The sequence below is a fragment of the Bacteroides mediterraneensis genome (assembly GCF_016900355.1).
Lineage (GTDB): Bacteria > Bacteroidota > Bacteroidia > Bacteroidales > Bacteroidaceae > Phocaeicola.
In genome coordinates this window covers 32,230-45,643 of sequence record NZ_JACJKA010000008.1, presented here as the reverse complement: position 1 = coordinate 45,643, position 13,414 = coordinate 32,230, and the positions used below count along the sequence as shown (strand labels likewise).

Below are 13,414 nucleotides of genomic sequence, written 5' to 3'. Positions count from 1 at the left end.
ATTGTTACCCTTTCTTTTTTTAGTTAGTTTAATTAAATCTTCTGGCGGACTTCCCAGCCGGCCTTGTTGTACTTGTTACCTAATTTATAATTACCTATGAAAACTTTTTTCTGGGCTTCTTTCTTATTGCCCTTATCTTTTTACACCACAAAGATACGGCTTTCTTTCTTATGAAATATGTTTTATAGCATATTTTTCAAGTAAAGGCCCGATTTGTTGATGTAAATCAAATCCGGGGGTGGAAGGATTGCTTTTAGGTTACATTCTTCTCCTTCTCTCCCGAAAAACTTGTAACTTTGCTTCCGTTTTTGGAAGATTTATGACAGTAAGAACCAACAATCAATACGAAGAACGCCTGGGGACGGAACGGATGCTTCCCCTTATTTTCAAGATGGCGTTGCCGGCAGTGGCCGCACAGTTTGTCAATCTCCTATATAATATAGTAGACCGTATTTACATCGGACACATCCCCGAAATCGGGACGAATGCGCTGGCGGGAGTGGGAGTGACCACTTCTCTTGTCATCCTGATTTCCTCTTTCTCGGCCATTGTGGGAGCCGGAGGAGCCCCGTTGGCCGCCATGGCGTTGGGACAGGGCGACCGGGTGCGTGCGGGAAAGATTTTGGGCAACGGTTTCATGTTGCTAATTCTGTTTACCGTCCTCACTTCGCTGGTGTCTTATCTGTGTATGGAACCCATCCTGAAGTTTGCAGGGGCTTCTGCTGTCACATTGCCTTACGCGGAAGATTATCTTTCGGTGTATTTGCTGGGTACGCTGTTTGTGGAAGTCTCCACCGGACTCAATACCTTCATCAATTCACAGGGACGCCCCAGCATCGCCATGTATTCCGTGCTGATTGGCGCCTTGCTGAACATCGTGCTCGACCCGATTTTTATCTTCTGGTTCGACATGGGCGTGAAGGGAGCGGCACTGGCCACCATCCTCTCGCAGGCCTGCAGTGCCTGCTGGGTTTTGGGTTTCCTGTGTTCCGACCGGGCTTCCCTGCGTCTGGAAAAGCGCTATTTGAAGTTCGACCGTCGCATTGTGGGCGGTATGCTGGCCTTGGGCGTGTCTCCTTTCATCATGGCCAGTACGGAAAGTCTGGTAGGGTTTGTACTGAACGGCAGTTTGGAGAAATTTGGCGATATCTATGTGGGGGCTTTGGCTATCCTGCAAAGTGCCATGCAACTGGTCAGTGTGCCGCTCACCGGTTTTGCCCAAGGTTTTGTGCCGGTGGCCAGTTATAACTACGGGCATGGCGACCGACAGCGGGTGAAAGACTGTTTCCGGATTGTGCTGACAGTGATGTTCTCCTTCAATTTCGTTCTGATGCTGCTGATGATTTGTTTCCCGTCGGTGGTGGCTTCTGCTTTTACGAGCGATCAGGAACTGATTGCCACCGTGGAGCACGTGTTGCCGATTTTTCTTGCCGGAATGACCATTTTCGGTCTGCAGCGTGCCTGTCAGAACATGTTCGTGGCCCTTGGTCAGGCCCGGATTTCCATTTTTATCGCCTTGCTCCGTAAGGTCATTTTGCTCGTACCCCTTGCCTTGGTGTTGCCCCGTTTCTTCGGTGTGGAAGGCGTGTTTCTGGCTGAGGCCGTTTCGGATGCTACAGCCGCCATCTGCTGCACGTTGCTTTTCTTCTGGCAGTTCCCGAAGATACTTCGCAAAGCCCCGATTCCTGTGAAAAAATAGATTTTGTGGAATGAAAGGGTAAATTCATTGAAATACAAGTAGATAAGGTGTAAAACCTTTAGGCGATTTCTCTGTACCACAGTGTGGGATACAAAAACCACAGTGTGGGATACATATTTCACACTGTGAAATACAAATCCCGCAGTGTGAAACAGAGAATAAACAGGAGCATTTACGGTTATTCTTGCGGGTGTTTGTAATTAACGACGGTTGCTGCACAATTTTTTGGCAGAAATTACCCTTCATACCATAAATCTCCGTAATTTTAACCTCCGGGAATCTGGTTGGGATTTTCTTGTATTGTATTTGTATGCGGGGGTAAGATTGATTGATGAAAAATATTATTGAGAGTATCAGAAAGCAATGTCCTGTATCCGACTCTACCATCGAGGAGTTGGAGTCTTATTTGACACCTTGTACTTTTCCTAAAAAGTACCAGCTGATTAAAGAAGGGATTTATTGCAAATATGCCTATTTCATAGAAAAAGGTATCATAAGAGCCTATTGGGTGGTGGATGGGGAGGAATATACCACTTCATTTGGCACAGAAGGCGGTATTGTGTTCAGTATGGATGAACTTTATTACAACCGGAAAAGTGAAGAATATGTAGAAACCTTGGAAGAAGTGCAAGCCTACAGAATCAGTATAACCGACCTCCAACATCTGTTTGAAACGAATCTGGAGCTATGCAACTGGGGGAGAATCATCCATCAGAATGAATACAGAAGGCTCCACCGAAGTCATAAAGAGCGGCTGTCGCTTCCGGCTAAGGAACGTTATGAGGAATTCCAAAAACAGTTTCCTGAAATATGCAGGAAGGTGAACTTGAAATACATTGCTTCTTATCTGGGGATTACCCTTTCTACGCTCAGCAGACTGCGAAGCAAAAAGCCATAATTTGATGTAGGACAAATTTTAATTGGGGGTGATTTCCTATCTTTGTAGAGTCACATTCAATTTATTCCAATATGAATCATTCAATTTCTTCCTCGGCCTTTGCCGATACAAAGCCCCATTATGAACTGCTCGACGGACTGAGAGGAGTGGCCGCACTGCTGGTGGTGTTTTATCACATTTTTGAAGGATTTTCCTTTGCCGAAGGGGGCACCCTCATCACAGTCATCAACCACGGTTATCTGGCAGTCGACTTTTTCTTTATACTTTCGGGCTTTGTCATCGGCTATGCTTACGACGACCGCTGGAAGAAGAATCTGACCTTGAAGGGCTTCTTCAAGCGAAGACTGATCCGCCTCCATCCGATGATTATCATGGGAGCGGTCATCGGCTGCATTACCTTCTTTATCCAGGGAGGAGTGAAGTGGGACGGTACACAGGTGGCTACTTCTGCAGTGATGCTGGCCCTCTTGCTGGCGATGTTTTTCATACCAGCCTATCCAGGAGCAGGTTATGACGTACGTGGAAACGGGGAGATGTTTTCGCTGAACGGTCCCAGTTGGTCGCTGTTTTTTGAATACATTGGGAATATCCTTTATGCTCTTTTTATCCATCGGCTGAGCAATAAGGCCCTGGCCGTCTTGGTGATACTGCTTGGATTAGGACTCTCCTGGTTTGCCTTGTTCGACGTGGTGGGCTACGGCATGATTGGCGTGGGCTGGACGCTCGACGGACTAAACTTCTGGGGAGGAATGCTGCGAATGCTCTTTCCTTTCACGCTGGGCATGTTGATATCACGGAATTTCCGTCCGTTCAAGGTTCGGGGGGCATTCTGGATTTGCAGCGTCATTCTGCTGGTGCTTTTCTGTGTGCCTTATATTGGGGGCCATTCGCCCGTGTGTCTGAACGGGGTGTTCGAGATGGTCTGCATAGTCGTCATATTCCCTTTGTTGGTTTGTCTCGGGGCTTCCGGACAGACCACCGACAAGCGGTCGACCCGTATCTGCAAGTTTTTAGGCGATATATCCTATCCGTTGTATGCCATTCACTATCCTTTGATGTACCTGTTCTATGCGTGGCTGATTGAAAACAAACTGTACACGCTGGGAGAAACCTGGCCGATGGCGGCACTGGTTTATTTCGGAAGTATCGTCTTGGCCTATCTGTGTCTGAAACTCTATGATGAGCCTGTAAGGAAGTGGTTGGGCAGGAAGTTTGTAATTACACTTTAAAAGGCTTGCGGAACTTGCATCCGTTTTTCCACTGCGAACAGCCGTAGGCCGTCTTTCCCTTGATGATGATTCCCGTGCCGCATACGGGGCAGGCTTTGCCCAAAATACTGTCGTCGGCAGGAAGGGTATCCTCTTTAGGAGTATCCGGCGCGGCAGCTTTCTTGCTGGCCCTTGGCTTGCGGGTAGCAGCTTTCTTCTTTGGCTCACCGTCGTTGCTCTTGGGGGAAGCAGCTTTTTTCAATGGGATTTTCGGACTGTCGTCGGTAGTGACGGTGACACGGCGGTTGCTGTTGTCGCGCAACACACTGTACACAATGTCGGTGACCATCTGTTTCAGTTCAGCCAGAAAGGTACCTGCATCGTAGCTTTTCCGCTCGATTTCCCGCAGTTTCTTTTCCCAGATACCGGTCAGTTCGGCAGATTTCAGCAGTTCCTCGTGAATTAGCTGAATTAGTTCCACGCCCGTAGGAGTGGCAATCAGGTTTTTGCGTTCCTTGCGGATGTAATGCCGCTTGAACAAAGTCTCAATGATGGCGGCACGGGTAGACGGGCGGCCGATGCCGTTCTCCTTCAAGGCATCCCGCAGTTCGTCGTTATCCACCAATTTTCCGGCGGTTTCCATGGCACGCAGTAGGGTAGCCTCGGTATAGGGTCGGGGCGGCTGTGTCCATTTCTCGTTGAGCATCGGACTGTGCGGACCGCTTTCTCCCTTGGTGAAGGCGGGCAACACGCTTTCTTCTTCATTTTCCTTGTTTTCTTCCGACACGTCCTTGGCAAAGATGATTCGCCAGCCGGGTTCCAGAATCTGCTTTCCGGTTACCTTGAACTCTATTTGGTCGGCTTCCCCGATGACGGTGGTCGTAGAGAATTTGCAGTCAGGGTAGAACACCGCAATGAAGCGCCGGGCTATCAGGTCGAATACCCGTTTCTCCATGTCGCTGAGGCCCTGCGGCTGTACACCCGTAGGGATGATGGCATGGTGGTCGGTCACCTTGCTGTTGTCGAATACCTTTTTCGACTTGAGGAGCGGTTTCCCGGCCAGTGCGGCTGTGTAGGTAGTATAGTCTTTCAGTCCCTCTAAGATCTTCGGACACTTGGGATAGATGTCATCGCTCAGGAAAGTGGTATCCACACGCGGATAGGTGGCCACCTTCTTTTCATATAATGACTGGATGAGCTGCAAGGTCATGTCGGCCGAGTAGCTGAATTTCTTGTTGCATTCCACCTGCAAAGAGGTCAGGTCGAACAGGCGGGGAGGCGCTTCCGTACCTTTCTTGGAACTGACTTCGGTCACGGTGAAATCTACGTTCCGGATGCGTTCCAGCAAATTTTTTCCCGTCTGTTCGTCGGTAATCTGCGGAATGCCTCGGTTGGCATCAGCCTGTGTTTTTTTCTTGGCCGAAGGATTCTCTTTTTCCTTCTCGGCTTCTTCCGCCAGTTCTTCGTCACTTTTGCGTACGATGGCCGAGAAGACCGTATCGCGGTAGACCGTCTTCAGTTCCCAGTATTGTTTGGGCACGAAATGTTCGATTTCCTGCTGTCGTTTTACAATCAGGGCCAGGGTAGGCGTTTGTACCCGCCCGATGGAAAGCACTTGTTTGTTCTGTCCGTATTTCAGAGTATAGAGTCGGGTGGCATTCATGCCCAAGGTCCAGTCGCCGATGGCCCGGCTCAGTCCGGCTTCGTAGAGCGGCTGGAACTCCGACTGGTCTTTCAAGTGTGCAAAACCGTCGCGAATGGCCTCTTCCGTCAGTGAAGAAATCCACAGTCGTTTGACCGGACACTTGGCTCCGGCCTTCTGCATCACCCACCGCTGGATGAGTTCTCCCTCCTGGCCGGCATCCCCGCAGTTGATAATCATTTCGGCTTCATGCATCAGCTTTTCGATGATGTGGAACTGCTTCTCAATCCCGCTGTCGTTGATTAACTTGATGCCGAAGCGAGGTGGAATCATGGGCAGGTTACTCAGGCTCCACGTTTTCCATGAAGGAGTATATTCATGCGGTTCTTTCAGGGTACACAAATGACCGAACGTCCAGGTCACCTGGTATCCGTTTCCTTCAATGTATCCTTCTTTACGGTTCTTGGCTCCCAGCACGTCGGCGATGTCGCGTGCCACGCTGGGCTTTTCGGCGATGCAAACTATCATGGTCTTTCTTTCAATATGGGGCAAAATTACGCAAAGTTGCCTGAATAGAAAAATAAAATCTTTATCTTTGAGCGGAAACGACTGACAGCCTTTCTTTTGGCAAGGTTTTTGTAAAATAGAATGTATAACGATTAAATGAAGAAATTATGTTTATTTGGATTGTATTTATAGGTATTGCGATTCTCAGTTACATGGTGCAGGCCAGTCTGAAGAGTAAGTTTGAGAAATATTCCCAGATTCCGCTGACCAATGGGATGACGGGAAGGGAAGTCGCCGAAAAAATGTTGCGTGATAACGGTATCTACGACGTGACGGTGACCAGTACGTCGGGTATGCTGACCGACCATTATAACCCGATGAACAAGACGGTGAACCTGAGTGAAGGGGTTTATGGTAGTGCGAGTGTGGCTGCGGCGGCAGTAGCTGCCCATGAGTGTGGACATGCGGTGCAGCATGCCCGGGGATATGCGCCTTTACGGATGCGTTCAGCATTGGTGCCAGTGGTACAGTTTTCTTCTTCCATCGTATCGTGGGTATTGTTAGCGGGCATCATCATGGTAAACTCTTTTCCGCAGTTGCTGTTGATTGGTATCTGTCTGTTTGCCATGACCACTTTGTTCAGTATCATCACACTTCCGGTAGAGATTGACGCCAGCCGTCGGGCGTTGGCTTGGTTGAGCCGGGCAGGTATCACCAATGCCTTTAACCACCAGCAGGCCACGGATGCGTTGAAGTCGGCTGCTTATACCTATGTAGTAGCGGCACTGGGTTCCTTGGCTACGTTGATTTACTACGTGACAATTTATATGAATCGTCGCGAGTAAGCGTGAAATCCTTTCGTTTTGTATGCGGAAGGTAGAAATTTTATTCGTAATTTTGCCGCGTTAATTTAAAGATTGATTCATTATGGCAACAAAACCAAGTATACCGAAAGGAACAAGAGACTTTTCGCCGGTGGAAATGGCGAAACGTAACTATATATTCAACACGATTCGCGAAGTGTTCTATCTTTATGGATTTCAGCAGATTGAGACTCCTTCCATGGAAAACCTGTCTACCTTGATGGGTAAGTACGGGGAGGAAGGCGACAAACTGCTTTTCAAAATCCAGAATTCGGGGGATTATTTCTCTGGGCTGACGGATGAAGAGCTGTTGAGCCGGAACGCGGCCAAGTTGGCCAGCAAGTTCTGTGAGAAGGGCTTGCGCTATGACCTGACGGTTCCTTTCGCACGTTACGTGGTGATGCACCGTGATGAAATTACTTTCCCGTTCAAGCGTTTCCAGATTCAGCCGGTATGGCGTGCCGACCGTCCGCAGAAGGGACGTTATCGCGAGTTCTACCAGTGTGATGCCGACGTAGTGGGCAGCAATTCGCTGCTGAACGAGGTGGAACTGGTACAGATGATTGATACGGTGTTCCAGAAATTCGGTATCCGGGTTTCCATCAAGATTAACAACCGCAAGATTCTGACCGGTATTGCAGAAATCATCGGAGAAGCAGACAAGATTGTCGACATTACGGTAGCCATCGACAAGTTGGACAAAATCGGTTTGGACAATGTGAATGCGGAATTGGCTTTAAAGGGTATTCCGCAGGAAGCGATTGACAAGTTGCAGCCGATTATCCTGTTGAGCGGTTCGAACGAAGAGAAGTTAGCTACGTTGAAGAATGTGCTGGCTGCCAGTGAAACCGGTATGAAAGGTGTGGAGGAAAGCGAATTTATCCTGAAGACGATTGACGGACTGAATATCAAGTCGGAAGTGGAACTGGATTTGACGTTGGCTCGCGGATTGAACTATTATACAGGAGCCATCTTTGAAGTGAAGGCTTTGGATGTACAGATTGGAAGTATCAGCGGAGGAGGTCGTTACGACAACTTGACAGGAGTGTTCGGTATGGACGGTATGTCAGGCGTAGGTATCTCATTCGGTGCCGACCGTATTTACGACGTGCTGAACCAGTTGGATTTGTATCCGAAGGAAGCGGTGAACGGTACACAGCTGTTGTTCGTCAACTTTGGAGAAGCAGAAGCGGCTGCTGTACTCCCGATTTTGGCCAAGGTTCGTGCGGCAGGTATCCGTGCGGAAATCTATCCGGACACTGCCAAGATGAAAAAGCAGATGAGCTATGCCAATGCGAAGATGGTGCCGTTTGTAGCCATTGTAGGTGAAAACGAAATGAAAGAAGGAAAAGTAACACTGAAGAATATGACAAGCGGTGAGCAGTCGCTGGTCACTCCGGATGAATTGGTCGCTGCCATTCACGGATAAGTGTGATGCATTTATAGAATAAGAACACAGGTTTCACGGAAGAAGACGGAAGAGGCAAAGGCTTCGGGCTTCGGTTTCGTGGAACCTGTGTTTTTTATCGGTTTACTTTAATAATAATTGCAGAAGATATGGAGATAGTATATTTAGTGATTGGTGTGATAGTGGGAGGTTTGCTGGGGTATTTGTTCGCAGCCCGGAAATCAGTGGCCTTGCGTTCACAGTTGCAATGGAGCGAGGCACATGCTCAGGATTTGCTTCGAGCAGAAAAAGAACGTACGGCGGCTTTGACCGACCAATATAAGAAAGAAACGGAGAGACTGCGTAGCCAGTTGGATGAACTTTCCGGGAAGTGGAGTGAGACCGGTCGAGCATTGGCCGCTTCACAGGCGGAACGGCGGAATTTGGAAGAGCGACTGGCGCATCAGAAGGAAGAAATGGAGCAGTTACGGAAGCAGTTGAACATGGAATTTGAGAACATGGCCAACCGGATTTTCCAGCAGAAGACAGAGGCGTTCAATCGGCTCAGTTCGGAAACATTGGGTAATCTGTTGAAACCTTTCGGAGAAAACTTGAAAGAGTTCAAGCATCAGGTGGAAGAAGTGTACGACAAGGAATCCAAGCAACGTTTTTCATTGGAGGACCGCATCAAGGAACTGATGCAGTTGAACAAGCAGATTAGTGACGATGCCAACAACTTGACCCGGGCTTTGAAAGGAGATTCCAAGGTACAGGGAAACTGGGGTGAAATGATTCTGGAAACCATTCTGGAGAATTCCGGTTTGCGGGAAGGGGAGGAATATTTCCGTCAGGAGTTTCTGAAAGATGAGCATGGCGAGTCGCTCAAGAATGAGCTGGGACAGCGGATGCAGCCTGATGTGCTGGTGGTGTATCCGGACAATCGACAGGTAATTATCGACTCGAAGGTATCGCTTACGGCCTATGCCAACTATGTGGGATGTGAGGATGCCGGACAGCGGGAACTGTACCTGAAAGCGCATCTGGCTTCGGTGAAGGCGCACATTGACGAGCTGAGCCGGAAGGATTATTCCAGTTACAATGTGTCTGCACTGGACTTCGTGATGATGTTCGTGCCCAACGAGCCGGCGTACCTGCTGGCATTGCAGGCCGATCCGGATTTGTGGAACTATGCTTATCAGAAGAAAGTGGTGCTGATGAGTCCTACGAACCTGATTGCGGCGCTGAGGCTGGCGCTGGATTTGTGGAAACGGGAGTATCAGGTGAAAAACATTCAGAACATCATCAAGCGAGGTACCGTGCTGTATGAGAAACTGGTGGGATTTACCGAGACTTTCGAGAAAATCGGTGATACGCTGCAGGCAGCTTCTACGGCCTACAAGAATGCCTTGGGACAGCTTTCGCAGGGGAAAGGTAACCTGATTCGCCAGGCGGACATGCTGACCGAACTGGGGATTACGTCGAAAAAGAAATTCTCCCCTCGTCTCCGTCAAGAGGCTGACAAGGATGCGGCACTGGCTACACCTGCCAAAGATCTGTTTTCGGACGCAGCCGAAAAATAAATCAGAAAAACGCTGATGTGTGAAGAGAGACCTCTGTGAAAGGGGTGGTTTGGGAAGAAAAGCGTGTGTCGGATAGTAAACGATGTCAGGCAGGCAACGCACTTTGTCAGAATTTTCATGTCAGAATGTCAGCTTTTTGCGTTTGGCATACTTTTCGTAAGGAGTTTGGTGCTTTCATGCGGCAATGCATGGAACTATTATTTAGTATAAACGTAAAAAAATATAGAATTATGAACATTAAACCATTAGCAGACAGAGTCCTGATTCTTCCGGCTCCTGCAGAAGAAAAAACAATCGGTGGTATTATTATTCCTGACACAGCAAAAGAAAAACCGTTGCAGGGTGAAGTAGTAGCCGTAGGCCATGGTACAAAAGACGAAGAAATGGTCTTGAAAGTAGGCGATACAGTCTTGTACGGTAAATATTCTGGTACAGAAATCGAATACGAAGGCGTGAAGTATTTGATGATGCGTCAGAGCGACGTGTTGGCTGTTCTGGGATAATTCATTTATTCATTGTTTATTTAATTAAGAAGATTAGAAAGGAAATTTCAATATGGCAAAAGATATTCTCTTCAACATTGACGCTCGCGATCAGTTGAAAAAAGGTGTAGATGAATTGGCTAATGCAGTGAAAGTGACACTGGGCCCGAAAGGACGTAATGTAATCATCGAAAAGAAATTCGGTGCTCCTCACATCACAAAGGATGGTGTGACAGTAGCGAAGGAAGTGGAACTGAGCGACCCTTTCCAGAACACTGGTGCACAGCTGGTGAAATCAGTAGCCTCAAAGACTGGAGACGATGCCGGAGACGGTACTACTACCGCAACCGTATTGGCTCAGGCAATCGTAGGCGTAGGTTTGAAGAACGTTACAGCCGGTGCTAACCCGATGGATTTGAAACGTGGTATTGACAAGGCCGTTGCAAAAGTAGTTGAATCTATCAAGTCACAGGCTGAAACAGTGGGTGACAACTACGACAAGATTGAACAGGTCGCTACTATTTCTGCCAACAACGATCCGGTAATCGGTAAATTGATTGCAGACGCTATGCGTAAGGTTTCTAAAGATGGTGTCATCACCATTGAAGAGGCTAAAGGTACGGATACAACTATCGGTGTAGTAGAAGGTATGCAGTTCGACCGTGGTTACTTGTCAGCTTACTTTGTAACCGATACGGAAAAGATGGAATGCGTGATGGAACATCCGTATATCCTGATTTACGATAAGAAGATTTCTAACTTGAAAGATTTCTTGCCTATCTTGGAACCGGCTGTACAGAGCGGACGTCCGTTGCTGGTCATCGCAGAAGATGTAGACAGCGAAGCTTTGACTACTTTGGTTGTAAACCGTCTGCGTAGCCAGTTGAAGATTTGTGCAGTGAAAGCTCCGGGCTTCGGCGACCGTCGTAAAGCCATGCTGGAAGATATCGCCGTATTGACCGGTGGTGTCGTTATCAGCGAAGAAAAGGGCTTGAAACTGGAACAGGCTACTTTGGAAATGCTGGGTACTTGCGACAAGGTAACTGTGACAAAAGAAAATACCACTATCGTAAACGGTGCCGGTCAGAAAGAATTGATTCAGGAACGTGTCAACCAGATCAAGGCTGAAATCAAGAACTCTACTTCTGACTACGACAAAGAAAAACTGCAGGAACGTCTGGCTAAGTTGTCAGGTGGTGTAGCCGTTCTTTACGTAGGTGCTGCCAGCGAAGTGGAAATGAAGGAAAAGAAAGACCGTGTAGATGATGCCTTGTGTGCTACTCGTGCCGCTATCGAAGAAGGTATCGTACCGGGTGGTGGTGTCACTTACATCCGTGCCATCGACGCATTGGAAGGCATGAAGGGTGACAATGCCGATGAAACAACCGGTATTGAAATCATCAAACGTGCCATCGAAGAGCCGCTTCGTCAGATTGTAGCAAACGCTGGTAAGGAAGGTGCCGTAGTGGTTCAGAAAGTACGTGAAGGCAAGGGTGACTTCGGTTACAATGCCCGTACAGATGTATACGAACACTTGCACGCTGCGGGTGTCGTTGATCCTGCCAAAGTAACTCGTGTAGCTTTGGAAAATGCCGCTTCAATTGCTGGTATGTTCCTGACTACAGAATGTGTCATCGTAGAAAAGAAAGAAGAAAAAGCTGAAATGCCGATGGGCGCTCCAGGAATGGGCGGCATGGGAGGCATGATGTAATTCTCTCCTTTTAAGACATAAAAGTAAAATCCCAACCGGATGATTCCGGCTGGGATTTTTTTTGGGGGCCTGAACGCAGGGATTTTCCTTTATTCCGAAAGTTCGTTTTTATATGAAAGGGATTAAATCTTGTGCTTCGATAAATGAGTAGCTCTTGGAAAGAGATTTTTCTCAGGAGATAAGTGGAGAAAAGTAGGAAGAAAAAATTTGGATTATTCTAAGTTTTTCTCTATTTTCCGCAGATAGAAACTTGGACTTAAAACTAAATCGTATGACAAAAGAAGAATTGATGCGAAAAGCAATAGACCTGTCTGTAAAGAATGTGGCAGAAGGAGGAGGACCTTTCGGGGCCGTGATTGCCCGGAATGGGGAGATTGTGGCCACGGGAGTCAACCGTGTGACTCCGGATTGTGACCCGACGGCTCATGCGGAGGTGAGTGCCATTCGGGCAGCAGCCAAGAAGTTAGGTACGTTCGATTTGAGTGGATGTGAAATCTATACTTCGTGTGAACCTTGTCCCATGTGCTTGGGGGCTATCTATTGGGCACATCTGGACCGGATGTATTATGGAAATAACAAGCATGATGCGGCAGCCATTGGTTTCGACGATGCCTTTATTTATGAGGAACTGGAGCTGAAACCGGCAGACAGACGTTTGCCTTCAGAGGTATTGCTGCCCGAAGAAGCTATTAAGGCCTTTCAGGACTGGGCTACCAAAACGGATAAGGTGGAATATTGAGATGATGCGGCAATGAGGCAGTAGTGTCTTGTCGTTTTTTAGGTTTCCCTTGGCGGAAACGTACGTTTTCCTTCGCAGAAACATACGTTTCCGCCGGGGAAAACGTATGTTTTACGGTAGGGAAACTTAGTCGGGACAAACGTGTTTTTCCGAAAAGCAAGCAGTGTTTTCAGATTCGTTTTACTGACCGTTATTTTGGCTGGAGTACGGTCGTGAATTCCCGTTCAAAGTTGGGTGTAAACACATCTTTTCCTAAGTTCTGGCGGATTTCTTCGATGGACCAGAAACGTCCTCCATCCAGCTCTTCGCTGGGAGAGATAGGTCCGTCGTACACGGTCTTGTGGGAAAATACCAGTTCTTTTTCCCGAGCGGATTCAAATACATAGTGAGCCAGTAGTTGGGGTGTGAAGTCGGTAATGCCGAGCTCTTCGCGGACTTCCCGCTTCAAGGCCATCTCTACGCTTTCTCCCAAGTCGATATGTCCTCCCACGGAAGTATCCCATTTGCCGGGCTGGATGTCTTTCCAGTCCGGTCGTTTCTGCAGATAGAGTTCCCCTTTGCTGTTGAATACATGCAGGTGGACCACCGGGTGGAGGAGCTTGCTGCCGTTGTGACATTCTCCTCGGGTGGCTGCTCCTATGAGGTTGCCTTCCTCGTCTACGAGAGGAAACATTTCTTCGCTATTATCTTTCATCGGT

The 13,414-nt window shown here is 48.1% G+C and carries 11 protein-coding genes; 9 read left to right on the top strand and 2 right to left on the bottom strand.

Features of this window, described 5'->3' with window-relative positions; all coding sequences use genetic code 11:
• The first annotated feature begins 319 nt into the window (after positions 1-319).
• The 3 genes from H6A28_RS06050 (at position 320) to H6A28_RS06040 (ending at position 3,826) form a co-directional block, all read left to right on the top strand.
• Entirely contained in the window at positions 320-1,699 is a 1,380-nt protein-coding gene (locus tag H6A28_RS06050) for an MATE family efflux transporter (RefSeq protein WP_204479336.1), read from the top strand.
• A gap of 331 nt (positions 1,700-2,030) precedes the next feature.
• Positions 2,031-2,597, top strand: coding sequence for a Crp/Fnr family transcriptional regulator (locus H6A28_RS06045; protein WP_204479334.1), 567 nt, complete (start codon positions 2,031-2,033; stop codon positions 2,595-2,597).
• Between the two features lie 71 nt (positions 2,598-2,668).
• Positions 2,669-3,826 (top strand): acyltransferase family protein, encoded by a 1,158-nt coding sequence (locus tag H6A28_RS06040; RefSeq protein WP_204476323.1) that lies wholly within the window; start codon positions 2,669-2,671, stop codon positions 3,824-3,826.
• On the opposite strand, the gene H6A28_RS06035 is transcribed toward H6A28_RS06040, so the two are convergent.
• On the bottom strand, positions 3,816-5,975 hold the full coding sequence (locus H6A28_RS06035) for a DNA topoisomerase 3 (protein ID WP_204476322.1): 2,160 nt from the start codon (positions 5,973-5,975) through the stop codon (positions 3,816-3,818). The genes H6A28_RS06040 and H6A28_RS06035 overlap by 11 nt on opposite strands.
• 146 nt (positions 5,976-6,121) lie before the next feature.
• Here H6A28_RS06035 and H6A28_RS06030 point away from each other — a divergent pair, with 146 nt between their 5' ends.
• From H6A28_RS06030 to H6A28_RS06005, 6 genes are all read left to right on the top strand, one after another.
• A complete protein-coding gene (locus H6A28_RS06030; protein WP_239465279.1) occupies positions 6,122-6,799 on the top strand; it encodes a zinc metallopeptidase in 678 nt (225 codons plus the stop codon).
• Between the two features lie 82 nt (positions 6,800-6,881).
• Positions 6,882-8,246, top strand: a complete 1,365-nt coding sequence (gene hisS, locus H6A28_RS06025) for a histidine--tRNA ligase (RefSeq protein WP_204476321.1) — start codon at positions 6,882-6,884, stop codon at positions 8,244-8,246.
• Between the two features lie 128 nt (positions 8,247-8,374).
• Positions 8,375-9,784 carry a DNA recombination protein RmuC gene (gene rmuC / locus H6A28_RS06020; protein WP_204479332.1) on the top strand — a complete coding sequence of 470 codons (1,410 nt, stop codon included), beginning with the start codon at positions 8,375-8,377 and terminating at the stop codon, positions 9,782-9,784.
• A 230-nt stretch (positions 9,785-10,014) separates the two neighbouring features.
• Positions 10,015-10,287, top strand: a complete 273-nt coding sequence (locus H6A28_RS06015) for a co-chaperone GroES (RefSeq protein WP_007562047.1) — start codon at positions 10,015-10,017, stop codon at positions 10,285-10,287.
• Positions 10,288-10,339: 52 nt separating this feature from the next.
• Positions 10,340-11,977 carry a chaperonin GroEL gene (gene groL, locus H6A28_RS06010; protein WP_148330175.1) on the top strand — a complete coding sequence of 546 codons (1,638 nt, stop codon included), beginning with the start codon at positions 10,340-10,342 and terminating at the stop codon, positions 11,975-11,977.
• A 271-nt stretch (positions 11,978-12,248) separates the two neighbouring features.
• Positions 12,249-12,716, top strand: coding sequence for a nucleoside deaminase (locus tag H6A28_RS06005; protein ID WP_204479331.1), 468 nt, complete (start codon positions 12,249-12,251; stop codon positions 12,714-12,716).
• Between the two features lie 190 nt (positions 12,717-12,906).
• Here the strand turns inward: H6A28_RS06005 and H6A28_RS06000 are convergent, their stop codons facing one another.
• Positions 12,907-13,410, bottom strand: coding sequence for an NUDIX hydrolase (locus H6A28_RS06000; RefSeq protein ID WP_204476318.1), 504 nt, complete (start codon positions 13,408-13,410; stop codon positions 12,907-12,909).
• Between the last annotated feature and the right edge of the window lie 4 nt (positions 13,411-13,414).

What these genes read in the sequence shown, in the direction of transcription:
- H6A28_RS06050 (WP_204479336.1), top strand. Translation starts at nt 320, where the DNA reads ATGACAGTAAGAACCAACAATCAATACGAAGAACGCCTGGGGACGGAA.
- H6A28_RS06045 (WP_204479334.1), top strand. Translation starts at nt 2,031, where the DNA reads ATGAAAAATATTATTGAGAGTATCAGAAAGCAATGTCCTGTATCCGAC.
- H6A28_RS06040 (WP_204476323.1), top strand. Translation starts at nt 2,669, where the DNA reads ATGAATCATTCAATTTCTTCCTCGGCCTTTGCCGATACAAAGCCCCAT.
- H6A28_RS06035 (WP_204476322.1), bottom strand. Translation starts at nt 5,975, where the DNA reads ATGATAGTTTGCATCGCCGAAAAGCCCAGCGTGGCACGCGACATCGCC.
- H6A28_RS06030 (WP_239465279.1), top strand. Translation starts at nt 6,122, where the DNA reads ATGTTTATTTGGATTGTATTTATAGGTATTGCGATTCTCAGTTACATG.
- hisS (WP_204476321.1), top strand. Translation starts at nt 6,882, where the DNA reads ATGGCAACAAAACCAAGTATACCGAAAGGAACAAGAGACTTTTCGCCG.
- rmuC (WP_204479332.1), top strand. Translation starts at nt 8,375, where the DNA reads ATGGAGATAGTATATTTAGTGATTGGTGTGATAGTGGGAGGTTTGCTG.
- H6A28_RS06015 (WP_007562047.1), top strand. Translation starts at nt 10,015, where the DNA reads ATGAACATTAAACCATTAGCAGACAGAGTCCTGATTCTTCCGGCTCCT.
- groL (WP_148330175.1), top strand. Translation starts at nt 10,340, where the DNA reads ATGGCAAAAGATATTCTCTTCAACATTGACGCTCGCGATCAGTTGAAA.
- H6A28_RS06005 (WP_204479331.1), top strand. Translation starts at nt 12,249, where the DNA reads ATGACAAAAGAAGAATTGATGCGAAAAGCAATAGACCTGTCTGTAAAG.
- H6A28_RS06000 (WP_204476318.1), bottom strand. Translation starts at nt 13,410, where the DNA reads ATGAAAGATAATAGCGAAGAAATGTTTCCTCTCGTAGACGAGGAAGGC.